This window comes from Oceanobacillus sp. FSL K6-0127 (assembly GCF_037983385.1).
In the GTDB taxonomy this organism is placed as follows: domain Bacteria; phylum Bacillota; class Bacilli; order Bacillales; family Amphibacillaceae; genus Oceanobacillus; species Oceanobacillus profundus.
The window spans coordinates 3870643-3895958 of record NZ_CP150287.1; the positions used below are offsets into that span (position 1 = coordinate 3870643).

Here is a 25316-nt window from a genome sequence, read left to right on the forward strand (position 1 = left end):
ACAAGCCTATGGTGATTGATTTTAAAATGAAAGCACCGATTCCAAAGTGGGAAGCAATGTTTGAAAACGGCAAGACAGCATTACACGGCGTTTTTCATCAATTGGAAAACCTTGCACCAACAAAGTCTTCTACTGTTACAGATGTACTAAATGAGATGGATGAGCAGGGAATTAGTTATTCGGTAATTCTCGGTAGAAATAATGAACAAGGAAGCTCAAATGAAGAATTGCAAGCTTTCTTAACAAGCCCTCAAGGGGAACGATTCTTCGGCTTTATCGGGATTGAAGATATGACAGTCGATGAAGCTGTAGCTACCATTCACCGATATGGGAAAACTGGTGTTTTTCATGGGGTTGCAGCAATTCCATCAAAAATCAAACCATTAACCCCGATAGGCGATGAAAGCTTAGATCCCATTTTTGAAGCTTGTTTAGAATACGACTTCCCTTATTGTATAACATTAAGCTTGCTCATCTCGCTGACAAGTGAAGCACCTGATTATGATTATATCCATCCAAAGCAGCTTATTCGTGTAGCAAAGAAATATCCAGACTTAAAAATTATTATCTCGCATGCAGCATGGCCATTTGTTCAAGAATCTATCGCAGTTGCGACACATTTTCCAAACATTTACTTATGTCCCGACTTTTACCTCACCTTCCCTGGAGGCAATCAATACATAGAAGCTGCAAAGTCAGGATTGGAAAATCAACTTTTATTTGCAAGCTGTTATCCAAATGTTCCTTATGCTTATGCGATAAAGCATTATCAAAGCTATGAATTAGCACCTGAACTTTCAGCAAAGATTTTCTATGAAAATGCAAAACGTTTGTTAAAAATTGATATATGAAAAAATTCAATAAAAGAAAGGAAGAATTAAAATGGCAATTAAAGATTTGAACGTAGTCGTTTGGTCCAAACAAGGTTGCAGTTACTGTGCGGAGGTAAAGCAATATTTAAATGAAAAAGGCATTACATACAAAGACATTGATGTAACCGATCATGATGACAGACGTGACATTCTAGAAGTAAAATACGGTGTTCGACACGTACCTGTCGTGGAAATTGGTCAAGAAAACCAGTATGAAGCGATTACGGAAATAGGTGTGCAATATATTGAGGAAGCGTTGAAAAATAGATAACAAACCGTTCTCCTGCTTGTCATTCGGGCAGGGGAACTTTTTTATGTCTTTGTGAAATTGCAAGATGCTTTTTTTATCCTGCTTTTACTCTTTCCCTCTCCAACAAAAAAAGATCTACTAAAAAGTAGACCTCCTCTAACTAAGCATGTTCCTTCCGCTTCACTTTCCCAAAAAAATAATCAAGCTGTTTTTTCGTTCGATTCAACATATCCACATCTAAAATCGGATTATCACTTGTTTTATCTATCTCACTGTCTTGAAAGTAAAGGCCCTTTAAATTATGACCTTTCACAGTGGCCAGCAACGGTTTCAAAGCATACTCCAGGGCCAATAAATGGGATAGGCTCCCCCCGGTCATCACAGGTAGTACATGGGTATCCTGTAAAATATCCTGTGGCAGCATATCGAACAATGCTTTTAATACGCCAGAGTATGAAGCTTTGTATACCGGGGATCCAACAATTACACCGTCTGCATTTTCCAAATCATTGGCGATTTCCTTGATTTTAGTGCTGTTGAAGTTTGCAAAAAGTAAGTCCTCCGCATCGACATCCTTTACAGAAATATGTTTAACGGAAAAACCTTCTTGCTCGGCAAGCTCGCCTAGATAGTAAAGAATTCGCTCTGATCTCGACAGCGATGAAGGACTTCCCGAAACAATTACAATATTCATATTACGCACAACCATCCCCCTCTCTTAAACAGTAACCCTATCAACAAATATGGGTACTTCGTTTAATTACTCGCTAATGTCTTCTCTAAATGTTCAATACCAACTTCTGTCACTGCTTCATATGCATTTCCTTGGCCGATTTCCACAACTGGAACATGGCGTATCCCATATTTTGCTTCTAAAATATCTCTTCGATCATCATTTTCTGTGACATCGATCGTTTGATAAGGTAACCCTTTTTCCTCTAAATACGTTTTTACCTCATTACAATAACTACAACCCTGTTTAGACCAGACTACGATAGATTGATTGTTTGGCATGCTTTATCCCTCACTTCGTTTTGATATGTTCTTTTTTATAGCGATTTTCAATAAAAGGCAGCCCTAAATTTCCTCGTAATGTATCACTTTCATAACCGCGATTATAGTAACCTTTTTCCACTAAAATTGGAACAACATGCTCGAGAAAATCTTCATACTGCTTTCCAAGTACATACATGCTCAATACAAAGCCATCTGCCGCATCCTGATCAACCCATTCGATCATTTTGTTCGCTACTTGTTCATACGTACCGAAAAATTCATTTTTAGGAGTTGCTACACGTAATGCTACCTCTCTTAACGTTAAGTTCTCATCTTTTGCCATTTTTTTAATCTCATCTGTTGTCGATTGAAAACTGTTTTTCCCGACCTCACCAATGTCCGGGAATGCCTCATCAAGTGGAAACTGACTGAAATTAAAATGGTCAAAGAAACGCCCTAAATAATGCAAAGCTTCCTCAATACCAATTAAATGCTTAATCGCATTGTATTGCTCTTCTGCTTCTTCTTCCGTTGCACCAATGATTGGAGACAATTGTGGTAAAACAGCAATCGCTTCTCGCTTTCTACCATATTCTGCCGCCTGGTTTTTTAATGTACGATAATATTCCTGCGCACTTTCCAATGTCGATTTATTCGTAAAAATAGCTTCCCCATGTTTGGCAGCAAATGCAATTCCAGTCTTTGATGATCCTGCTTGGAAAATAACTGGCTGCCCTTGTTTAGAACGTTCAATATTTAATGGACCTTGTGCCGTAAAAAATTCACCATTATGATTCAAACGGTGCATCTTATCCTTGTCAAAAAATTGCCCTGTTTCACGATTTCTTACAAATGCAGCATCTTCCCAAGAATCCCATAATCCTTTCGTAACTTCTAAATACTCATCTGCCATTTGATATCGTAGCCGATGTTCTGGGTGGTTCCCTTTATTAAAATTCGATGCAGTTCCTTCCAAGGGTGATGTAACAACATTCCAACCAGCACGCCCGCCTGAAATTATATCTAAGGAAGCAAATTGACGTGCAACATTAAATGGCTCACTATACGTTGTCGAAATCGTCCCAACTAATCCAATATGTTTTGTGACCGCTGCAAGTGTCGATAACAATGTCAACGGCTCAAATCGATTTAGAAAATGAGGAATCGATTTTTCATTAATGTGTAGTCCATCCGCAATAAATACAAAGTCAAATCCAGCTTGCTCTGCTTTATGCGTCACTGCTATATAATGATTTAAATTAATACTTCCATCTGCCGGCACATCCTCAGATTTCCAAGAATTCATATGGCCACCGGGACCTTGTATTAATATTCCAAGTTTCATATTTTTGCTAGTCATCTTTCCACTTCCTTTTCTTATTCTTCTAGTAAATCGATATCAAACCATTTTAAAGATATCTCGGAAAATGCTCCATTCTCTTTTAGTTTCTCGATTGTTTGGTTAATCTCTGAAATTAAAGCATCATTTTCCTCAGTTTTTTGAAATGGTAAAGCAACCGGTTGGTCCCCAAATGGTTCACCTACAATTTGTAATGGAATGTCTCTTTCACTAATTTGTGCCATCAATTGCTCCCTGCCGTATATAAATCCATCTACTTTTCCTGTAGCTACATCTGTATAAACCACATCAACTGATTCATAAATGACCAGTTCATAATTTTCTTCTGGGTAATTTTCTTTTAATACATTTTCAAAGTTAGTTCCCATAATACTAGCTAGTTTTTTCCCTTCTAAATCATCTAATGACTGAATGTTAGCCCCATCTTTCGCTGTAGCAATTACTGCTTTCGAACTGTAATAAGGATCTGTGAAATTATATGTTTTCGCTCTCTCTTCTGTTGCTGCAAAATTAATAGCTGTATCGACTTTTCCAGATTGTAAATTTGCCAGTACCCCATTCCAATCCGTTATAACCCATTCCACTTCATAACCCATATCTTTAAAAATAGCGTTGAACACATCGACAACAAAGCCTTTAAATTCTTCATCTTCCTTAAAAGTATGTGGGTAACCATCAGGTACAGCTCCAACTGTAATGACTTTATCTTCAGTTGAACCTTCACTACTGGAACTTTCTCCACACCCCGCAGCAAAAAATAGGAACACAGCTGACAAGAATATCACTAATTTTTTCATTTATTCTTCTCCCCTTGATCATGAATAACTTAAAACTTGGTACAGTTACACTGTTATACCAGCCTTGTAATTGAACTACTTCCTACATCCAATTACAGCATAATTTAAAACACTAGCCCTGCCCTTATTTATACAAATACCAAATTACGTTTAGTTTTTATTCAATAGCGGAACCGCCAACTGACTTAATAATTCAAATGATTTCAAGCGCTTTTGTTCATGCTGAATGGGTGTATGCAGAATAAACTCATCAATCGCATAAGCAGCTGCTAATTGATCTAACTCCCCTTTTACAAATGCAGGACTTCCTGCAATCATATCCACTTCTTGCTCTTTAACTTCAAAGGATTCCCTCGTTTGTTCCCGGAATAATTCCACTTGTTCAAGCGACTGAACCGATAGTGAGCGACCACTTTCAAGATGGATTTTATAAATTTTATAATGTCGTGCCTCTTCCTCTGCTTCTTCTTGCGTTACCGCAGCGAAAGATGCAATTGCAACAATAAACTTTCCTTCTGGATAAATATTCCTGTACTCCTGTACAGCTTCCCGAAGAATGTCATCATTCCCATTTAAAAAACGCGCAAATACAAAATTTGCACCCTGCTCTGCAGCAAGTCTAGCACTGTTTGAACTTGCTCCTAAAAGGAAAACAGGCACCTTCCTCTTTGGCTTTGGCAAAGCCTTTGCACCATATAATGCATGATCTTCGGGCAATGCATCATGAATGAATTGATTAAGTATGGTAAAACGTTCATCAAAATCGATATCACTACCCGCTGCCCCGTAACGCAAAGCCTTCGTTGATAAAGAAAAACCACCCGGTGCTTTTCCTACCCCTAGCTCCACTCTTCCTGGAGTAAGTGATGATAAAAGCTGGAAGTTTTCTACTACTTTATAAGGGCTATAATGCTGCAACATCACACCACCTGAGCCAATTTTGATCGTAGTCGTTTTTGCTAATAAATGAGAAATAAGTACTTCAGGTGATGTACCCGCAAGGTCAAGTGTCTGATGATGTTCAGAAACCCAAAAGCGTTCATATCCCCATTCTTCTGCCTTTTGCACGAATTGAATCGTGCTTTCTAATGCATCTTCAGCCGACTTCCCTGAAAAAATCGGACTTTGATCAAGTATCCCTAATTTATATGACATTACTTTCTCCCCCATATTTTAGCTTCCTATTGCAGAACTATTCTCATCACGCTGCTGGAAACATGTCTCCTTATTCATGCCAGTATTTCTATGAAAATTCTTGAATAACTTTTTTGTCCTTTCCTTCGTTGGGTCATCAAAAGTTACCTGTGGTGCTCTTTACTATGCATCCACCAACCTGCCATGAATAATACTTTATTCGCTGTTCCTTTTTTCGTTCTAAGTATATATCAGTATACCAATTAACTTACCCGGATTAATAAATTGAATTAAGTATAGCATCTTATTATAATTGCTACAATAGACGGGGTTATAAGTATTTCTTTGTTTACTTATAGGGAAGTTCTATATGGATTTGTCCAGATAAAATAAGGTTAAAGAGGGAAACTCATTCCACAAATGCTTTTCTTACTCCATAACGAAAATTAGCATGATGTTTTCTAATATCCGCTTCTGTTCCACCTTATAGAGAACATTTACACATAATTAGAAATAGGAACCTATCTTTATCATTCAATAGATTCCTAAACTAATGTGTTCTTCAAGATATTAAGCTCTAGCTTTTAACCGACTAATAATTTCCTCCGTAACTTCTGTGGTCGTATGTTTTCCACCGATATCCGGTGTGACGATTCCGTCATTCGTAACACTTTCAACCACATCTAAGAGAACGGTTCCAATCTCCTCCTCACCCATGTGGTCGAGCATCATTTTAGCTGTCCAGATTTGCCCAATTGGATTGGCGATGCCTTTTCCAATAATATCTGGAGCTGACCCATGAACTGGTTCAAACATGGATGGGTATTTTCCATTCACATTGATATTTGCAGCAGGTGCAATTCCGACACTCCCCATGATCGCTGCACCAATATCAGTCAAAATATCGCCAAATAAATTACTGGCAACAATAACATCAAATTTATTTGGACGCGTAACAAAGAAAGCTGCCAAAGCATCGATGTGCTGAGAGTCCGTTTGGATATCTGCATAATCTGTAGCAACATCGTTAAACACTTCATCCCAGAACGGCATCGTATGGACAATCCCATTTGATTTTGTCGCACTCGTCACATGTTTATTCCTTTTTGACGCCAAATCAAATGCATAGCGCATTGCACGTTCGGTTCCTTTTCGAGAAAAAATATTGTTCTGGATGGAGATTTCATCTTCTCCACGAAGAATTCTCCCACCAACCTCACTGTACTCTCCCTCACTATTTTCTCGGACAACAATTAAATCAAAGTCCTTAGGGTTAACGAGTGGAGATTTGATACCACGCAGAACCTTTGCTGGTCTAATGTTAATTTGTTGCTCAAACTCGCGGCGAATCTTGATCAAAAGCCCCCACAATGAAGTATGGTCTGACACGAGCTTACTATTACCGACAGCCCCTAAGAAAATGGAATCAAAGTCTTTTAATCTTTCTAATCCATCTTCAGGCATCATCACGCCATGCTCCAAATAATACTCACAGCTATATGGAAACTCCGTGAGCTCGAATGATAATCCACCATGAATCTCTGATACCGTTTTCAAAACAGCTGTAGCAGCAGGAACAACTTCTGTACCAATTCCATCTCCTGGAATCGATGCAATCTTAAATTTCTTCATTTTCGCAGCCTCCTACATTTAATTCCTCAAAAGTCGTCGGTCGACTCTTTGAATTTATTTTAACTATATAATAAAGTCTGTCTTTTAGCAATCATGGATTATATTCACCAAAATAAAAACTGTACCCTATTAGGGCACAGCTTCATTGGCTTATATAAGTTAAATTCTACTCATAGATTTCTAGTTGAATCCATCATAATTTGAAGTAAATGTTTCAAATCACGTTCTAAATGGTTGACCATCTCGGCAGAGGCGTTCGTTTCATCTCTTTCTTTCATATAATAGAAGATTCGACGATGTTGTTCCAAGATTTCCACGGCCCGCTCATTACCCTGGAAGTTTAATATCCGATAATAATTAATTAACCCCTTTAAATCATATACTTGTTTTTGCAAGCGGTTGTTTTTCGTATAGGTAAGAATTAATTGATGAAATTGTTCATTAAGGAAGATAATCGAATTGGCTTCCATCTTTTTATTAATAGCAGCTTCGGTTTCAGCTAATATGGCTTCTATTTTTGAAAGCTCGTCATCTGTCGCAAGTTTCGTTGTCAGATTAACAGCGAAGGATTCTAGCGCCATACGGCAATAATAAATTTCCTCCACATCTGTAATGGTTGGCTTATAAACGAGCATTTTAGATTTATCAGCAACTAGCAGTCCTTCTTTTTCAAGAATTCGTACTGCTTCCCTAATAGGACTCTTACTGACATTGTACTCTTTTGCTAACTGGGTTTCGTTGATGTGTTCCCCTGGTTGAAATTTCCCATCAAAAATCATTTGTCTGATCATACGATAAAACTGAATATAATAGGGTTCCTTTTTCTCTATAAACAATTTGATCATTCCCGTCATCTGCATGAATTGTTTGTGGAACTAGATTCGTGTATCTAAGGAAAGTAATATTCATTACCTTCCTTTCTACTATATCCAGATAAGACCAAGTATTCAACTTATGAATCCCGTATCCCTTTTAAAATATGAAGGAATAGCACGGAGCTTTTTCAGTTCTACTTGAACTACCGCTTATACAGTCTCTAATACTTCTCCGACCTCTTTCTCACCTTCTATTACCTCAAATGTTTTCCTGTACGTGTTGTTGCGATCAAGCACATCGACAAGAATATGTGCTACATCAGCTCTTGGAATGGAGCCATCACCAATGTCGGGGAATTCATGTGAAATCTTAATTTCCCCTTTTGCTTCATCGTTAGATAAAGGACCAGGACGAACAATTGTATAATCAAGATCCGTTTGCTGGAGATGGCGATCCGCAACTCCCTTGGCAACCATATAATGTTTGATTTTATCTTCTTGTTCATCTGGATTGGCAGAGCCAACTGAACTTAACTGAACAAAGCGCTTGACTCCTTTATCCATAGCATAATCTACTGCTTTTATCGAACCATATAAATCAACAGTCATTGTTTTATCTGCACCAGTTGAACCGCCGGAACCTGCTGCAAAGATCACTGCATCCACATCGTCAAATGCAGAACTGAAGTCTTCTTCAAGGTTGGCAAGCACGACATTGTCTGCTCCGATTTCTTTTAATTTATCTACCTGTTCTTCTTTGCGTACCATTGTCGTAGCCTTATGATTTGAATCAGCCAGTTCTTTCACAATCTTCCTGCCAACTTGTCCATTCGCTCCAATAACGAGTACGTTCATATTATAACCTCTCCTTTATAATGATATCTGTTTAAAATGTTCCCTCTCACCAGTTTGCAAAACATAGCGAGGAAGGTTTCCCTATTTGTTCTGCTTTTAAAATAAATAAGACGCATGAAATCTGATTTAAAATCCTGATTTCATGCGTCTTTTATTTTCATGGTTGAATCGAAAACCAGTTATTTTTTCTTACCTCTCAGTGTTTTTGGATGGCAATAGATTATTTTTTATCTCGGCCTAATATCATCAGGATTCTCTGGACGTGAGTTTTTAATAAAGAATGCCATGATTAATGCAATAACAGCAAAAATTGCTGCAACGATAAAGGAGATATTAACACCATGCAACATTCCAGCAACCCCCTGATCTGGAATGCTATTACTTGTCATTACCGTTACAAGAAGGGCGGTACCAACAGATCCTGCAACCTGTCGCATGGTATTGTTCATTGCTGTTCCATGCGGAATTAACTTGGTTGGAAGCTGGTTCAATCCAGCCGTCGTCACCGGCATCATAACCATAGAAATACCAAACATCCTTATCGCGTTAACAGCTGCGATATACGTGAATGTTGTCTCTTCTGTAAAAACCGCAAACATAAATGTTGTAATGACGAGAATGGTCACCCCTATAATGGATAGCCACCTTGCTCCAAATTTATCAAATAAACGTCCCGTAATAGGGCTCATAATCCCCATTAACAGAGCGCCCGGCAACAATGCTAATCCAGACTCTAACGCAGAAAAACCGAGCATATTTTGCATCATTAACGGCAATATAACAGCAGCACCGATCATGGCAATAAATAGCACCATACCAAGGACTGTCGTTATTGTAAATACACTATATTTAAATACCCGGAATTCCAGAATTGGTTGTTCTAACTTCAACTGTCTGAAAATAAACCACACGAGAGCAAGTGCACCAATGAGAAGCGATAAGACTACCTGCATACTTGTCCACCCACTATTACCAGCGGCGCTAAATCCATATAACAAACCACCAAACCCTAAAGTTGATAAAATAATGGATAAGATATCAAGCTTAGGGAATGTCCTATTGGTAACATTTTTAAGCAAAAGATAAGCAAAAATGATATCTAAAATGACAATCGGAAGAATTATATAGAATAAACTTCTCCAAGGGAAATGATCGACAATCAAACCGGATAAAGTTGGGCCAATCGCTGGGGCAAATGCAATAACCAGGCCGAACATGCCCATTGCTGACCCACGTTTTTCAATTGGAAAAATCATGAACATGATTGTTTGCATTAATGGCATTATAATTCCTGCACCAGCAGCCTGGAGAACGCGCCCGGCCATTAAAATAGAGAAAACCGGAGCAATAGCACACATTAATGTACCTAAACCAAAGATAGTCATTGCAGTGAGAAATAATGCTCGGGTTGTAAAACGCTCAATTAAAAACGCTGTAATTGGGATCATAATTCCGTTTACAAGCATAAAAACAGATTGCAGCCACTGAGCGGTATTCGCATCCAGCTGTAAATCCGCCATAATATGGGGTAAAGCTGTAGCTAAAAGTGTCTGATTCAGAATCGCAACAAAAGCTCCAGAAAGCAATACAGCAATAAGTGGAGCTTTATTGAATGCAGGTTCATCCGGTTGTGCGCCGGACTGATTTTTAACCATAGTATTAAAACCTTCTTTCTTATTTTAAACGAATATTTAATTTACAAAAAATAGGATAGGGTACAAAATTTATAGAATAACCGCTTTAACATGTAACGGCGAATAGGAACTAACGTATAGTTTATGAATATCACTCATTTTTAAGCACCATGAATTCATAAAGATAAAAGGTCGGATTCTTTTAAACTATAGAATCCAACCATTTTTGTTTATTCTATAAACTGTCTAGTACTTGCCATGCCATTTTAACAATTTGACTTATTTCAAGCTCATAACTTGAGCCTTCAAAAACATGCTTCAGTGATAATAATACACTTTCCAGCAAAAAAAGACGCGGATTTTCTGACTGGAACTCCTTAAGCAAAAACTGAACATACTCATTATTTTTCGCTTTTTCTTCCTTTTCCAGCTTCTTAGTAAGGTTACTTAATCTAATAATTAATTGTTGCTTCATCTCCATATAATCCGTTGATAAACTGTCAATCGTTAAATCCAGCCAATTTTTTGGAAAAAAGGCTTTTTTATTTCCCTCACGAATGACAGGTTTCAATTGATCAAGCGCAAACTGAACAACCGTTTCGGTGGCCATTTCTGTATTCGCACCCAAATTCCAAACACGTATGATCTGATGAATGCAGCCAGTTAACATGACAGCATGATCTACCGCGTGGCGCGCCTCTTCTTCACCAAAAACATCAACCAGTCTTTTAGCAATCCAGTTCAATTCCTTTGTTTGGTTCTTTTTAAAGAATGCTTTTAAGTCATTATCATCTGAACATGCAACTGAACCAAAAATAGCCAGCAAATTGTGGTAACGGTTCATATCTAACCGAACAGCAATTTGTGATACGAGAACATTTTCGTCTGCTTTATTTTCGCCTTGCGCAAGTTCAATCCGTCTTCGCTCTGCTTTTTCGTTAACTGTTTCTAATATGGCAATCAGACATTCATTTTTTGAAGCAAAATAATTGTAAAACGTCCCTTTCGCAATTTGCGCTTCATCCAGAATGTCCTGGATCGATGTTTGGGCAAATCCATTTTCGGAAAACAATCGATGTGCTGCATCGGTTATTTGTTTTTTACGCGGATTCATTATATCACCTTCTGTACCACTCGTCTATTTTATTTTACAACTAAAACCCTTTAATATCAACCACTTTTATTTAAAACGTTTAGACCAGATTATTTTTTTAGACTTGAAGTATAAAAAAATCCAGGAAATTGAAGTAATATGGTAACAGAATGATATTCTAATATATTGTTGTCACATCTATTTTTGTTAACCAAACAACCTCGTTAACTGCTGTATTAGGAGAGATTTGACGACGCTTTTAACACCTCAATTTGATAGAGATTTTATTGAACAATAACGATTAACATATGTAAAACCTTTTAAAAATTTTGATGTCTAAGCAACCCTGAAAGTCAATTTAACATTGATATAACAACGAAAATGGCATACGTCATTTCGTATGCCATTGCCATTTATTCATTATGCATCCTCAAAAAAGAATAAAATTGTCCCAAGTGTATTCCTACTGTTTATCCTTGTTATATTGCATGTAAACTACATGGGTGACAAGAAAATCTTCAATACCATGTTTTCCGTCTGTTCCGCCCAGGCCGGATTTTCTCATTCCTGCATGATATCCCTGTACCGCCTCAAAGTTTTCACGATTGACATATGTTTCACCGAATTTCAGCTCATTAATTACACGCATGGCTTCATTCATATCTTCTGTATAGACAGAAGAAGAAAGACCATAAACCGTATCATTACCTTTTTCGATTGCTTCATCAAGTGTTTGAAAGGTATCAATTGGGATAACAGGTCCAAAAATTTCCTCCTGCATAATATCGGATTCATGTGTCACATTCGTTAAGATTGTCGGCTTATAAAAATAGCCATTGTCCTGATTTGCACGTTCACCGCCAATAACTACTTCAGCGCCGTTCTCTTTCGCTTTTTGCACCATATCATCCACTGTTTTAAGCCGGTCACCGCTAATTAGCGGACCAATATCTGCTTCCTTGTTTTGCCGTGGATTATCAATTGTCTGACTTTCAAACCTTTCCTTCAATTTATATATAAAGGTGTCCGCAATATCTTCCTGAACATAGATGCGTTCCGCGTTTGTACAGGCTTGGCCATTGTTGGCAAGGCGGGATGTCGTAATATTTTCAGCAGCTACTTCCAGATCTGCATGTTTCGTGACAATAGCAGGTGCTTTGCCACCTAATTCTAGATTTACTTTCGTAATATTGGATGCAGCTGCTTCCATTACCTTTGTCCCCGCTGCAATGCTGCCGGTCATGGATATCATCGCAACTTTTTCATGGCTTGCCAATGCATTCCCAACCTCTGAACCAGTACCAGTCACAACATTGTACACACCTTTAGGGATTTCCTTCATTTTATCAACTATCTTCGTAAATTCCATTGTTGTATTTGGTGTTTTCTGACTTGGCTTTAGAACAAGCGTACAGCCAGTGACAAGTGCTGATGCCACTTTTCTGGCAAGAATGAATACCGGGAAATTCCATGGTACAATACCAGCTACAACACCAATCGGCTTCTTATAAATATAGATATTTTCATTTGGACGATCGCTCGGAACAATGTCACCCTCTATCCGACGTGCCCATTCCGACATATAATGAAAATAGTCAATCGCCAGATCTACTTCACCTTGCGCAAGGTCGTAATTTTTACCTTGTTCCTCCTGAAGCAAATCAATAAAGGTATCACGTTTCTCCTGAATCGCGTCACCTAATTTACGAACGATTTTCCCGCGTTCAATGTTTGGTTTTAATTCCCAGGATTTTTGGGCATCAAAAGCTGCTTGGACAGCTCTATCCACATCTTTATCTGTACCTCTGGGAGCTTGAGAGATTACCTCTTCTGTAGCCGGATTGATAATATCCAGCCATTCGTTCCCTGTAGAGTCTGTATACTTACCTTCAATATAAAGTTGATGTTTTTTCATCATAACGAGCCTCCTTGCAATTTAATGATGACTACCTATTAATGGATATTCCACTTATTTTTTGCAGTTAAACTAGTACAGTTTTTTTAGATTTAAATATTGTTAAAATATAAAATTGAACCCTTTTAAAAGAAATAGATATTCTATATAATTACTACCGAAGGAGAGGAAAAAAGGCTTTACCTGTGCAGATCAAAAAAATACTGAAATTGAGCTAAGTAGGCTTAATTCGTACTGAATTAAATGAAACAAATGAAAACCCACAATTCCCCCCTAAAATAAACGCTACCTTCACATTTCCATAGATTTCTAAAATGAATGGAATTGTGAAGGTATATTGAATAAATCCTATCAGCTGTTTCCCCTACAAAATAACCTTTTATCTACTCCCAAAGCTTTACTCCGCACCTCTGTCACTGTCGAATTCTAGATCCTCTCCCTTTTGTAACTCTTGATCTGTTTGATCAGGGTCTTCATCATGGATAAAGGATTTGTTTTCTTGATTCTCTTTATCCTCCAGGTTCGCATCATTTTCATAATGGGTTGGGTTATTCTTTACATCATTCTGCTGCTCATTCGAATCGTTATTATCAACGGTACAAGCTGATAATAAACTTAACGAAACCAAACCAGAAAAGGTTAAAACTTTCCAATTGACTCTCATTATATGTACCACCTTACTTTTCATTTTTTAGAGGTTGTTCAAAAAGTCCTTTTAGTTAACATTAATATGTCCCTAAAATGACAATCATAATCTTGAATCATTCATCCATTTATTTGGTGATATTGTTGTTTTAAAGGAAAATACCTGCTCCACAATAGAAGGCAGGTATTTTAATCCCTTTATATAATGGAGAGGAATACTCCTACCTAAATATGAGAGCTTACTTAGGTGAGGTCAACTAACAAATAATCAATAGCAATGAAAGAAACAACGGATTAAAAACACTTAAACAAGAGAGCCGCCTTGCTTAAGGTACGTTTCAATTCCTTCTGCAGCTCTATAAGATAAAGCACCTAATGTACCAGTCGGATTGAAACAACTATTATGAGGAAATGCTGAAGCCCCGACGACAAATACATTTTCAGCATCCCACATCTGTTGATAAGAGTTAATTGCTGACGATTCAGGTTCAGCCCCCATAATGACGCCCCCAGTATTATGGGTGTTCGTATCGACGTTTACGTTGAAGGGTGCTTGTTCACCAACTGTATCTATATGATCTGGACCCATCTCTTCAGCGATCGATCTTGTAACTTTTGCCATGTACTTCACTAACGCTTTGTCTTGTTCTGTATAATCATACGTTATACGCAATAACGGCATCCCGTATGCATCTTTATAAGTAGGATCCAAATCAATATAATTTTGCCGGTGAGGCATACTGGCACCTTGTGATTTGACCTGGAGGATACTATTTGTGTACTTAATCGATTGTTCCTTAAATTCTTTTCCCCACGAAGGCGTTCCAATTGGCACGTTATTATTGGCAATTGGCCGGTTCCCGTATTGTGTAGAACGGATTCCTGCTCCGTGAATAAAGTTCTCATTCGCATGGTCGAAATTATCACCTGTGAATTCGGGAATTTCAATCCCCAATGCCCCAGCACCAGCATATAGATTAAATTCTCTATCATTATAAAATAAAGTAGAGTACCCGGAACTTACTTGGTAACAATAGTTTTTGCCAATAACACCTGTCCCGTCTGCTGGATTATACGGTTTACCGAGTCCAGAATTAAGCAGAAGTCTTGCATTATTAAATACATAGCTTGCGACGACCACTACTTCTGCAGGCTGTTCAAATTCCTCCCCGGTAAGTGCATCCACATAAATAACACCAGTAGCTTTCGTCCCATCATTTAAAATTCGCGTTACATTAGCATGTGTACGCAGGTCAAGGTTACCCGTTTCTTGTGCAACAGGCAGAACAGTTACAACCGGGTCCGCTTTTGCGCCATACTCACAACCAAAGTTTTCGCAGTACGCACAGTATTGACAAGCTGCACGTGCAATTCCATCTGGGTTTTCGTAATTCTCGGATAAATTCGCAGAAGGCATCATATAAGGTTTGTAACCAAGTTTTTTGGCTGCCTTTTCAAATTCCTCTAGTACGGGTGTTTTTAGCATTGGTTTGGTTGGATAAGGATTTGAACGGTGACCATATAATTCAACCGTCTCACCTGAAATACCGGACATTTTTTCAAAGGTATCGTAATATGGTTCTAACTCGTCATATGTAATGCCCCAATCCTGAAGTGGATAATCAGCTTTGATTTTGTTTTTCCCGTATCTTTCTTCCGTCATTGTTTTAATCTCAAAATCGTATGGAAGAAAACGATATGTTTGTCCATTCCAATGGCTACCTGCGCCTCCAAGGCCATCCCCAACAATAAACGTACCATATTGGCGCATTGGGAGTGCTCTCATCTTGCTGTTATTACGATGTGTAACGGTTTCTTTGGATAAGTCTTGCATTAATTCTTCTCGATGCTGGAAGCGGAGTTCGTCATGGACCATAAGATAATCACTCATCTTCCTCTCTTTCCCTCGCTCGAGTCCGACGACTTTGATTCCAGCCTTTGTTAGTTCAGAGGCAATAATCCCCCCTGCCCAACCCATTCCAATGACAACAACAGGTTCTTTTGGTAATTTTGTAGCCATGTTTCTCAACCCTTTCTATTTTTGAACAACCTATTTCTTATGAATGTCCCATATGACTCTGGAGGCTGTTTGGTTCCAGTTCAACAAAATCCTTTTTTTGGATTTCATTGATATAACCCATTCTCGTACCAGGATACTTTCGCATTTCCCACCCCAGCATCTCTTTATTGCCACCATACATCGGATCTGCATAAACACCCTCCAGCGTTAACTGTCTGAGCAATTTGAAAAACTCAGTTGTAGAAACACCAGAAATCGAACCTGCTTTGCCTTCCTCAAAAGCAGCTAAAACGTCGTCTTGCTCTCCTGCCTCTAAGTCTAGAAACTGCCTTTCATAATTTTCGTTGCTGTAATTATCCAGTCTTTTTAAACCTAAGCGGAATAAATCTTGGCGTAATAGTTTGATTTGTTCACCTTGTGTTGGTTCAGGTTTATAAAATGGACCCAGCCGATAATCCTTTGCATTTACTCCCCATTGACTAGCAAGTTGATGATCAATATATATCGCAGCATTCAATTCCATAGCACCAGGGCCATTCTCACCCTCTGGAAAAATACGTTCCACCGCTGCATTTGTTGTTTGATATTCATCTGGGGTAAAAAACATTAAGGCAACATTTGGATTAGCAACTTCAGCGACCGGCGGCGGAGTTGGTTCTGTTTGCACCTCCCCACCCCTTAAATTGCCAAGTAAGCCACCAAATGTCGCACCAATTGCAATCCCACCAACTGTTAATCCTGAATTTTTTAAAAAGGCACGTCTTGTACTATTTGTATTTGCTTGTTTTGTTATTTGATTGTTCTCCTTTTCCGTCACCATAATCCCTCCTAATATATAAAGAATAAGTAAATCCAACACATTTAGAGCTACACCATATTCTTATCTCAGATTGATAGTCTTTACGGCAAGTTCCCTTCATGATATAGATTAAGAAAGTTTCTTTCTTATCTGCACACAACGTCAATGTGGATGTGTTTTATACTTTTTTCCATAATTATGTCCAAAACTCGAGGTGAATAAACTTAATGCTATACCGGTAAATGTTTTTTTTGCAGGAATGTATATATTCATAACACTTCCTAATTTAGGTATAAAATGCATTGCCACTAATTTAAGATATGGTATCTAATTTCCCAAAGGTATAATATGAATTTAGATATCATGCACGATTTCCGTGCTGAAAAAAAGAAGATATAGATGGTTGAGGCGATGAGTTTTATTGTTAAGGAAGAGCTCAAGGGAATTTATCAAATTATCGAAATTTTAGATGGTCTCGCTATCGAAATAGCAACAAAAAATGCCAAGGAAGAGGAAGTGATTCCGAAGGAGAGTATTCGGGTATTGGCGGCAGAAACTTCTCAGGCAGAGAAGGAAGTAATGAAGTCGCCATTCAAACTGCACTCTTTACTAAAAAAGGATGCTAGCGAATCATTCGATTTGCATTTGACCTTGCCAGGACTCATAATACGGCTGAAATTACAGATGCAATTATTAAGAATTGAAGTAAGAGTAAGATTGAGGTGTGAATAAAAGTCTAACTTTTTTGTGCAAAATAAGTATTTTATCATGCGCTGGAATCTATTCCAGCGCGATTATTGTGTTTTAGTAGATTGCTAAATTCAAATTACCCTTTCCTTTATGAATATCTTTCCAAACACTCCACGGATAACGCTCTTCTGGCGGAGGGCAATGAACCTCTATCATTTCTTTTTTTACCGGATGCTCGAATCGTAATAAATTTGCCCATAGCGCGATTTGCTGTCCAGGTCGGTTAACCTTTTGTCCATATTTTTGATCACCAAATATTGGGGTTCCATTAGCAGATAGCTGAACACGTATTTGATGCGGCCTTCCTGTATGGAGCTGAACGGACAACAAACTTAAATCTTCTGTCTTTGCGATCATTTTATAATCAAGCACCGCTTTCTTAGCCTTTTGGTGATTGGCTGCTACCGTATAAACTTTGTTTTTACGAGTGTTTTTGAAGAGATAATGCTCCAATTTTGTCTCTGCTTGTATCGGCACCCCTCTTACAACAGCCATATATTTTCGTTCGATTGCTTGTCTCCGAACTAAATCCGACATTCGTGAAGCTGCTTTGGAGGTTTTAGCGAAAACCATCGTTCCACCAACTGGGCGATCCAAACGATGCACTAATCCAAGAAAAACATTTCCTGGTTTTTGATATCTATTTTTTAGGTCCTGTTTCAGCATCGACAAGAAGTCATTATCCCCTGTTCGATCTGCTTGCACCGGGATATTTACTGGCTTTTCTACAAGCAACAGATGATTATCCTCATATAAAACTGAAATTTCCACACATACCAATACTCCTTAACCCATGATGTTTCACATTCTAATTTTCATTTATCAAGAGACGACGAATTGATCACCCCAATTAAAACAATTAACCTACTACTCTAGTATGGTTCAATTCGAATGTCAAGGGTGGCAGTTTAAATTGGTTCTGAACAACTGTCAGCTTCTGAGCGTTTATCTCATGAAAAGAAAAAAGAGGCTAAACTCATCATGTATGAATTCAGCCTCTGATCCAGTATTTCGTTTTAATACGAAAACTGGGCATATTACCTATACTATTAAGCAAGCACTCTATAACCAGCTTCCTGTACCACTTGTTCATACTCTTCTAAAAGCCCATCAAAAATCGCATCCCAAGCTTGCGTTTTCGCATATTTTTTTACCTCTAATCGCATTGTTTCTCTCTCCACCCGATTGGAAAGCATACGAATTATCGCTTCCGTAAAAGCATCATTATCCTTCTCTTCACATAAAATTCCTGTTACGCCATCCTTAATAATGGTTCGAACGCCACCAGCATTAACACCAATTACGGGTGTTCCGCATGCCATCGATTCTAGTACAACATTGCCGAAGGTTTCTGTGGCAGAAGGAAAAACAAATAAATTCGCCGCTGCATAAATTTCTGCTAAATCCTCTCCAGTTATATAGCCTGCAAACGTCATGTTTGTCGAGGCAGTCTGTTCCATTTCATCTTTTAATGGTCCGTCACCCACTATTAGCCAGTGAACATTATCGATTCCTTTTTGAAGCAGCTTTTTATTAATGTCTGGCAGTAAGTTAACATCTTTTTCTGGTGAAATTCTTCCAACATATAGCAGAATGTATTTTTCTTTAATCTGATATGCATCTCTAACACGCTGCTCATTATAGTTACTATGATACATTGATATATCTACACCGCGAGACCAAATCGATAAATTTGTAAATCCACGCTTTTGTAATTGTTCTTTTGTATCTGTTGAAGGAACAAAAATTTTCTTTAACGGGCGATGAAACCAGTGCATATATTTCCAAAGTACCCTTGATAAAAATTGCATATCATAATAGGCCAAGTATTTATCAAAATTGGTATGGTAGGATCCTACAACCGGGATGTTTAACTTTTTCGCGTAATGCAGTCCACAAAGCCCCATATTAAATGGAGTAGCAACATGAATAATATCAGGCTGAAATAGCTGTAATTCCTCTCTTACATTTGACATTTTCGGCAATGCTAATCGACATTCTTGATATAGAAAAAAAGGTAAGCTAAGAAAACGATGAACATTACTTGAATATAAGTCTTCATTCGAACTTTTAGGTGCAAACACGCGGTATTCAATTCCTTGTTCATCTAGATATTCCGTAAAGCGTTTTAACGTTTTAGCGACCCCATTCACTTCTGGTGCAAAGGTATCTGTAAAAATAGCAATTTTCAAGCCCATCCACCCCACATTAAGTTTTTAAAAATTAACATGTAAATAGGTATAAACGACTTTTATGACAAGATAAGCATACGAATAAAAGAAAGTGATAACATGCCTACTGTTGTCCCAAATAAACACCCTACAAGTACATCTGTAGGATAATGAAGCCCTAAATAAATCCGCGATAATCCAACAGCAATGCCCAATGGCAGTAAAACGGTGGTCATTATAGGATAATAAAATATAAATGGAATTATGATTGCAAATATTGCTGTTGTATGTCCTGAAGGAAAGGAGTGATCCTGTAATGGATTTTCCATAACATGTATTTTTTCTAAGCTTACATATGGTCTTTTGCGAGGAAACAGCTTTTTTAGAAGTGCAACTGGAAGATGACTAAGTGTTAAAGCTACTGCACTAGCAATCGCAAGTAATTGAATCGTTCCAGAGGTGAAAAGCATTAGAATTAGTACGGTGGCTATCGTAAACCTTGCACCACCAAAATGCGTAACCGTTCGAAAAAAGGTGTTCACATACTTTCTTTCAAAGTATTGGTTTAACAAACGAAACAAGTGAATTTCAGTTGTATAAAACCAATTTAAGAACTTGACCATTCTGTTTATCCCTCCATTAATTTATTCGTACCCTCATATCCATTTTAATGAATGAATATTTAGTCAATAATAATTTAATGTAAATTTATTTATATTTATAGGACAGATTTGCAGGACTTCATAATTTTAATACAAATGTAATTTTTGTAATTCTAGCTCCCATATAAAGCAGTATGCTTCAATTCTTTCATACCTCTATTGTTACAATCCTCCCATTTTCCGATACCAAGTTAAAATTACCGAGTTTCTTATACGTATGGAAGGGTATTTAATTGCAAAGCCAATACAATTTGGCCCCTGCTAAGGAGGTTTTCTATGGAAACACCGAAGAAAATAATCGAAAAACCCGGTGTACAAGCTTCATTTATTGCTGGTGGGATTACTTTTTTAGCTACTACTGCACCTTTTTTACTCCCTAAAGTAAGAAAAGGGATTCGCATTGCAATGCCAAAAGTAAAAAACATAATCAAACGAGCAGACGATCCGACGGAAATCAAGCAAGCAGTAAAATCAGAAATGAAAGACGAAATGGCTGAACAATTCCGTAATAAGCTAACAGAAGGCATTCAATCCAAAGCGCATGAAGCTGCAGAAAAGCTGAAGAAAAAGAAAGATGAAAATGCAAAAAAGATTCATGCTAATGCAGAAAAAGCAGAAAACAAAATGCAGCATGCGCTCTTACAGGTGAAGGAAAAAGTAGCTGGTGCCAAAGAAACTGGACAGAAATTCCAGAGCAAATTAAGAAAAAGGACAGGATCAGACTCAAGTATTCGTGGTGTGAATCACATCAAGGGTGTAAGTCATATAAAAAGTGCTGCATCTATTAAAAGCTCTACGAAAATTAAAGGTCCAAGAAGTATTAAACATTATGCAGACGTTAAATAATGCAAAGCTTAATCGTAAGTAAATTCAACATCCAGAAAGGAGCATGTTATAAATGGCTATTCAAAAGTCAACCGATAGTTCAAGTTTAGCAGAGGTAATTGACCGCATATTAGATAAAGGGATTGTAATTGATGCTTTCGCAAGGGTTTCCGTAGTAGGGATTGAATTAATTACCATTGAGGCACGAGTTGTTATTGCGAGTGTCGATACATGGTTACGATATGCAGAGGCCGTTGGTTTATTGCAAGATGACTTTGAAGAAGATGGTCTCTCAGATCGTTTATCTGCACGCGGAGATAGTTTGGAGTATCAAGAGGAAGAAGCATAACGTTTAACTTACAAACTGGAATTAGAATATCGTACATGTTCTAATTCCAGTCATACTTACAACAACAATATAAGGAAGTGAAACATATGAAAATAATGGAGGAAGTAAAGCAGTTTTTTAACGATAATATCGCCCCTCCACATAAAATAATTTCTGTGAAAAAACAAGAAGAAAATGGCGAGAGCAGCTGGCGGGCATTAGTAGAAGTCATCGAGGAAAAAGAATATATGAAAAAATATGCCAATGACCAAATGATTGGATTATACGAAGTTTTTCTCGATACGGAATCCGAGGTTACCGGATTTTCAAGAATCAGTCTTCGGTTCCGAAGTGATTTAGAGGAACAGGCTTAGGTGAACGGGAGGATTAAACATGACCGATGACACAGAGACAAGCCAAACTAGCTTATATGAACATTCAGCTTACTACAAAGGGATTATTAAACGGTCATTACGATATCTGGATACCGGCTATCCCCTCCATTTCACTGGTCCTTCGGGAATTGGCAAAACAACACTCGCTCTTCATATAGCGAAACAGAGAAAACGTCCCGTCATGTTGATCAATGGAAATAAAGATCTCTCAACAGAAGATTTTATTGGTGCTTTTACAGGTTATAAACGCAGAAAATTAAAGGATAATTATGTTCGAAGCGTTCATAAAATCGAAGAAAATGTTACCGAATCCTGGTCAGACGGTCGGTTACTGGAAGCAGTGAAAAAAGGTTACACACTTGTATATGATGAATTTACACGTTCCAAGCCAGAGATTAATAATATATTTTTACCTATTCTGGAAGAGAAGATTTTACCTCTCTATGGAACCAAGCAAAAAAGATCCTTTATAAAAGTTCACCCGGATTTCTCCGTTATCTTTACTAGTAATCCTGTAGAATATGCTGGTGTCTATAAAACCCAGGATGCTCTGCTGGACCGGATGGTAACACTGACACTTGGTTCGTTGGAAAAAGAAGCTGAAATTACAGCCGTAATCAATAAAACAGAGATTGAGCGGGAAAAAGCACAAGCAATCGTTGAATTTATGATGAAAATCAGGAAACTTTGTCATACGAGTCAAGATTTTCAAGGGCCTTCATTAAGAGCATCCATCATGATAGCTGAATTAGCAAAACGGTATGACATACCAATTAACGGTTCAAATGAAGAGTTTAATCAGTTGTGTTTTGACATTACATGGTTCCCTCTTCAGGCATGTATGGAAGACAAGCATAAACAACGGGCGAAAAGGCAACTCGTACATGAATGCAAAAAAATTACGTTAGGGTGAATGAAATGAGTGAAGAGCAAGGAATATATGTTTTTTGTGGTATTCAGACAAATAATGAAACAACGTTTGGAACCATTCATTTTGAAGGACAAGAAAGAGAGATTTACACCGTTCATTATAAAGACGCAGCAATGGTTGTCACACGAGCTCCTATGAAAATCTATCATCCTAGTAAAGAAAATCTAATGATGCATCAAGAAGTGCTTTCAAGGGTAATGGAAACAATGGACACAGTCGTACCAATTAGTTTTGGAAATTTATTTCAAACCGAAGAAGATGTCATCGCCTTAGCTGAAAGCCTCTACCCTCAGTTGTTGAAGATTTTCCCTCAAATTAAAGGGAAAATCGAGGTTGGTTTAAAGGTTGTCGGCAAGAAAGATTGGCTAGAGAAAAACATCATGCAAAATGATGATGTTATGAAGAAAAAACAGGTAGTTCGTTCCAAATCTGAGGCTGCCGGATACTTTGATCGGATTCAACTTGGGGAGATGGCGAAGAACTTCTTTCAATCGCTGCAGAATGAAATCAAATCAGAAATACATGATTCATTAGTACCTCTTGCTGAAGCGAATGAAATCAATGATCCAATCGGTGAAAAAATGCTTCTTAATGCAGCATACCTGATAGACCGTGATAAAGAGGCAGAATTCGATGAACATGTAAATAAACTTCATGATAGATGGCAGGATAAAGTGGAATTTAAATATACAGGACCATGGCCAGCGTATAACTTTATCAATATTAAATTGAAAATAGAGGAACCCTCGACATGATTCAAAAAATCTTCACTTCGCCGATAAACTTAATTGTAAAAATTGGGGAAAAGGTTCAAGAAGAAGTGGAAAAAGAGCTATACGATCTGGAACATATCCAAAAGAAATTGATTCACCTGCAGATGATGTATGAGCTTGAAGAAATTGATGAGGATTCTTACAAGCAATCAGAGAAAGAACTGTTAATACGTTATGAGATTGCTAAAAAACGAGAAATGGAACAAATAAATGAGTTAACAAAACGAAAAAAGTGAGGATGGAATATGGAGAAATTAATCTATCTATATGGAATTATACCAGCTGGCGGAATAGATGCGGCTCCCCTTCCCTCTCTTAAAGGGTTAGATGAGAAGTCGCAGATTTATAGACTTCCATTCGAAAATGTCGAAGCAATTGTCTGTGAGCTAGATCCAGTGGAATACAGTGAAAAGGAGCTCGAAAAAAAAACAAATGATGTAAACTGGCTCCATCAGAAAGCATTTCATCATCACGAAACATTGATGAAACTGTATGAGCGATATCCCATCATACCGATGAAATTCTGTACCCTCTATTCTGGTCTGGAAAGTCTAAAAAACACAATCAATACCCATCAAAAGCGTATGCTTCAATTACTTGATAACATCGCTGATAAAGAAGAATGGATATTAAAACTCTATTGTGAGCGAGATAAAATAAAAGAAATAGTGGCGTGTAATAATGAAACAATAGAAGCTAAAAAAGAAAAAATTGCTGCCATGTCACCAGGTCGACAATACTTGGAAAAAAGAAGGCTTGATCAACTAATTGATCAAGAGACAGAGAAAGAAACACATGTCTTTTCAGAAACGATTCATGAGAAACTAGCAGCATTAAGCGTCGACCACGAAGTGAAAAGAAATTGGAATAAGGATGTAACTGGCCGTCAAGAGGAAATGTGCTGGAACAGTGTCTATATGGTGGATAAATCCGAAATAACCAACTTTAAATCTAGCATTAAAGAGCTACAGGACAAATGGGCAGAATCAGGCTGGTACTTCGAGGTTACAGGACCATGGCCATCCTACCATTTTGCCAGAATTAGCTAGTTTGGAGGATACACATGGAATTGGAAAATAAAGAGGTTGGTCTTATTGATATACTCGATGTAGTTCTGGATAAAGGTGTAGCAATTAAAGGAGACCTCATCCTCTCTATCGCTGGAATCGATTTAGTCTATCTTGATTTGCGCGTATTGATTTCATCGGTTGAAACACTAATTGAGTCGAATAAGGAAACTGCTGAAAAATTATCATCGAAACAATTTGATTATGAAAAGGAGGAGTTGGATCGTGTCATCCATCAATCTTAATAATCAACCAGCATCTCTAGCAGGTCTTGACCATCGACCAGAAAAAAGCGGACGTATTGAACTTGACCCAGAAGGTGCTGAAGAAGGTCTTGCCCAGCTCGTCCTTACCGTCATCGAGCTATTACGTCAACTTGTGGAAAGACAAGCAATTCGCCGCGTGGACGGAGGGAATCTGACGGAAGAGGAAATTGAAAAACTCGGTGTAGCGTTAATGAATTTAGATATGAAAATGGAAGAATTAAAAGAAATTTTTAATTTTACAGATGAAGATTTGAACGTTGATTTGGGTCCATTAGGAAATTTACTATAGGTTGAATGAAAATTGAAACAGGATTTCACAGGGAGGGTAAGA

General features: G+C 37.8%; 28 protein-coding genes and 1 pseudogene. 12 read left to right on the forward strand and 17 right to left on the reverse strand.

Translation table 11 applies throughout. The features are described from left to right. The first annotated feature begins 8 nt into the window (after positions 1-8). A complete protein-coding gene (locus MHH64_RS18880; protein ID WP_118890329.1) occupies positions 9-851 on the forward strand; it encodes an amidohydrolase family protein in 843 nt (280 codons plus the stop codon). A 37-nt stretch (positions 852-888) separates the two neighbouring features. Next, the gene (locus MHH64_RS18885; RefSeq protein ID WP_240033864.1) at positions 889-1143 is read left to right on the forward strand and encodes a glutaredoxin; all 255 of its coding nucleotides are present in this window, start codon (positions 889-891) and stop codon (positions 1141-1143) included. Between the two features lie 139 nt (positions 1144-1282). Here MHH64_RS18885 and ssuE read toward each other — a convergent pair whose 3' ends face one another. The 14 genes from ssuE to MHH64_RS18955 form a co-directional block, all read right to left on the reverse strand. Next, complete coding sequence (ssuE, locus tag MHH64_RS18890; RefSeq protein ID WP_251659421.1) at positions 1283-1816, reverse strand: NADPH-dependent FMN reductase; 534 nt, start codon at positions 1814-1816, stop codon at positions 1283-1285. Positions 1817-1878: 62 nt separating this feature from the next. Then, positions 1879-2136 (reverse strand): glutaredoxin family protein, encoded by a 258-nt coding sequence (locus MHH64_RS18895; RefSeq protein WP_095313277.1) that lies wholly within the window; start codon positions 2134-2136, stop codon positions 1879-1881. A gap of 10 nt (positions 2137-2146) precedes the next feature. Then, positions 2147-3478 (reverse strand): LLM class flavin-dependent oxidoreductase, encoded by a 1332-nt coding sequence (locus tag MHH64_RS18900; protein ID WP_340002209.1) that lies wholly within the window; start codon positions 3476-3478, stop codon positions 2147-2149. A gap of 17 nt (positions 3479-3495) precedes the next feature. Beyond that, positions 3496-4275, reverse strand: coding sequence for a transporter substrate-binding domain-containing protein (locus MHH64_RS18905; RefSeq protein ID WP_118890327.1), 780 nt, complete (start codon positions 4273-4275; stop codon positions 3496-3498). 150 nt (positions 4276-4425) lie between these two features. Then, on the reverse strand, positions 4426-5430 hold the full coding sequence (locus MHH64_RS18910) for an LLM class flavin-dependent oxidoreductase (protein ID WP_118890333.1): 1005 nt from the start codon (positions 5428-5430) through the stop codon (positions 4426-4428). Positions 5431-5979: 549 nt separating this feature from the next. After that, positions 5980-7041, reverse strand: a complete 1062-nt coding sequence (locus MHH64_RS18915) for a tartrate dehydrogenase (RefSeq protein WP_340002210.1) — start codon at positions 7039-7041, stop codon at positions 5980-5982. A gap of 170 nt (positions 7042-7211) precedes the next feature. Beyond that, positions 7212-7886 carry a GntR family transcriptional regulator gene (locus tag MHH64_RS18920; RefSeq protein ID WP_340002211.1) on the reverse strand — a complete coding sequence of 225 codons (675 nt, stop codon included), beginning with the start codon at positions 7884-7886 and terminating at the stop codon, positions 7212-7214. Positions 7887-8066: 180 nt separating this feature from the next. Then, positions 8067-8711 (reverse strand): SDR family oxidoreductase, encoded by a 645-nt coding sequence (locus tag MHH64_RS18925; protein WP_340002212.1) that lies wholly within the window; start codon positions 8709-8711, stop codon positions 8067-8069. Positions 8712-8938: 227 nt separating this feature from the next. Continuing rightward, positions 8939-10366 carry an MDR family MFS transporter gene (locus MHH64_RS18930; protein WP_340002214.1) on the reverse strand — a complete coding sequence of 476 codons (1428 nt, stop codon included), beginning with the start codon at positions 10364-10366 and terminating at the stop codon, positions 8939-8941. Positions 10367-10580: 214 nt separating this feature from the next. Then, a complete protein-coding gene (locus tag MHH64_RS18935; RefSeq protein WP_118890323.1) occupies positions 10581-11459 on the reverse strand; it encodes a TetR/AcrR family transcriptional regulator in 879 nt (292 codons plus the stop codon). Positions 11460-11901: 442 nt separating this feature from the next. Further along, on the reverse strand, positions 11902-13353 hold the full coding sequence (aldA, locus tag MHH64_RS18940; RefSeq protein ID WP_340003288.1) for an aldehyde dehydrogenase: 1452 nt from the start codon (positions 13351-13353) through the stop codon (positions 11902-11904). Positions 13354-13750: 397 nt separating this feature from the next. Beyond that, complete coding sequence (locus tag MHH64_RS18945) at positions 13751-14017, reverse strand: hypothetical protein (protein ID WP_340002215.1); 267 nt, start codon at positions 14015-14017, stop codon at positions 13751-13753. 285 nt (positions 14018-14302) lie between these two features. Next, entirely contained in the window at positions 14303-16018 is a 1716-nt protein-coding gene (locus MHH64_RS18950) for a GMC family oxidoreductase (protein WP_340002216.1), read from the reverse strand. A 37-nt stretch (positions 16019-16055) separates the two neighbouring features. Continuing rightward, the gene (locus tag MHH64_RS18955; RefSeq protein ID WP_340002217.1) at positions 16056-16835 is read right to left on the reverse strand and encodes a gluconate 2-dehydrogenase subunit 3 family protein; all 780 of its coding nucleotides are present in this window, start codon (positions 16833-16835) and stop codon (positions 16056-16058) included. Between the two features lie 393 nt (positions 16836-17228). Between MHH64_RS18955 and MHH64_RS18960 the strand changes: the two genes are divergently transcribed. Next, the gene (locus MHH64_RS18960; RefSeq protein ID WP_340002218.1) at positions 17229-17549 is read left to right on the forward strand and encodes a hypothetical protein; all 321 of its coding nucleotides are present in this window, start codon (positions 17229-17231) and stop codon (positions 17547-17549) included. Positions 17550-17621: 72 nt separating this feature from the next. Here the strand turns inward: MHH64_RS18960 and MHH64_RS18965 are convergent, their stop codons facing one another. The 3 genes from MHH64_RS18965 to MHH64_RS18975 all read right to left on the reverse strand — a co-directional run bounded on the left by MHH64_RS18965 (position 17622) and on the right by MHH64_RS18975 (position 20361). Continuing rightward, entirely contained in the window at positions 17622-18338 is a 717-nt protein-coding gene (locus MHH64_RS18965; RefSeq protein ID WP_303447475.1) for an RluA family pseudouridine synthase, read from the reverse strand. A gap of 278 nt (positions 18339-18616) precedes the next feature. Beyond that, on the reverse strand, positions 18617-19759 hold the full coding sequence (locus MHH64_RS18970; protein WP_340002219.1) for a glycosyltransferase family 1 protein: 1143 nt from the start codon (positions 19757-19759) through the stop codon (positions 18617-18619). Positions 19760-19818: 59 nt separating this feature from the next. Then, the gene (locus MHH64_RS18975; protein ID WP_095313306.1) at positions 19819-20361 is read right to left on the reverse strand and encodes a phosphatase PAP2 family protein; all 543 of its coding nucleotides are present in this window, start codon (positions 20359-20361) and stop codon (positions 19819-19821) included. Between the two features lie 315 nt (positions 20362-20676). Here MHH64_RS18975 and gvpQ point away from each other — a divergent pair, with 315 nt between their 5' ends. The 9 genes and pseudogenes from gvpQ to MHH64_RS19020 all read left to right on the forward strand — a co-directional run bounded on the left by gvpQ (position 20677) and on the right by MHH64_RS19020 (position 25274). Beyond that, the gene (gvpQ, locus tag MHH64_RS18980; RefSeq protein ID WP_095313308.1) at positions 20677-21246 is read left to right on the forward strand and encodes a gas vesicle protein GvpQ; all 570 of its coding nucleotides are present in this window, start codon (positions 20677-20679) and stop codon (positions 21244-21246) included. 52 nt (positions 21247-21298) lie between these two features. Next, a complete protein-coding gene (gene gvpA / locus MHH64_RS18985; protein WP_095313309.1) occupies positions 21299-21574 on the forward strand; it encodes a gas vesicle structural protein GvpA in 276 nt (91 codons plus the stop codon). 74 nt (positions 21575-21648) lie between these two features. Next, a pseudogene (gene gvpO / locus MHH64_RS18990) lies at positions 21649-21927 on the forward strand (gas vesicle protein GvpO); the annotation flags it as partial. 19 nt (positions 21928-21946) lie between these two features. Further along, on the forward strand, positions 21947-22861 hold the full coding sequence (gvpN, locus tag MHH64_RS18995) for a gas vesicle protein GvpN (protein ID WP_251659394.1): 915 nt from the start codon (positions 21947-21949) through the stop codon (positions 22859-22861). Between the two features lie 5 nt (positions 22862-22866). After that, complete coding sequence (locus MHH64_RS19000) at positions 22867-23634, forward strand: GvpL/GvpF family gas vesicle protein (protein ID WP_095313314.1); 768 nt, start codon at positions 22867-22869, stop codon at positions 23632-23634. After that, positions 23631-23888, forward strand: coding sequence for a gas vesicle protein GvpG (locus MHH64_RS19005; protein ID WP_095313316.1), 258 nt, complete (start codon positions 23631-23633; stop codon positions 23886-23888). The genes MHH64_RS19000 and MHH64_RS19005 overlap by 4 nt, the downstream gene beginning before the upstream one ends. 9 nt (positions 23889-23897) lie before the next feature. Continuing rightward, positions 23898-24701: a GvpL/GvpF family gas vesicle protein gene (locus tag MHH64_RS19010; RefSeq protein WP_340002220.1), complete on the forward strand. Its 804-nt coding sequence runs from the start codon at positions 23898-23900 to the stop codon at positions 24699-24701. 14 nt (positions 24702-24715) lie between these two features. Further along, entirely contained in the window at positions 24716-24964 is a 249-nt protein-coding gene (locus MHH64_RS19015; RefSeq protein ID WP_095313319.1) for a gas vesicle protein, read from the forward strand. Continuing rightward, positions 24954-25274 (forward strand): gas vesicle protein K, encoded by a 321-nt coding sequence (locus tag MHH64_RS19020; protein ID WP_340003289.1) that lies wholly within the window; start codon positions 24954-24956, stop codon positions 25272-25274. Before MHH64_RS19015 ends, MHH64_RS19020 begins: the two co-directional genes overlap by 11 nt. Positions 25275-25316 lie beyond the last annotated feature (42 nt).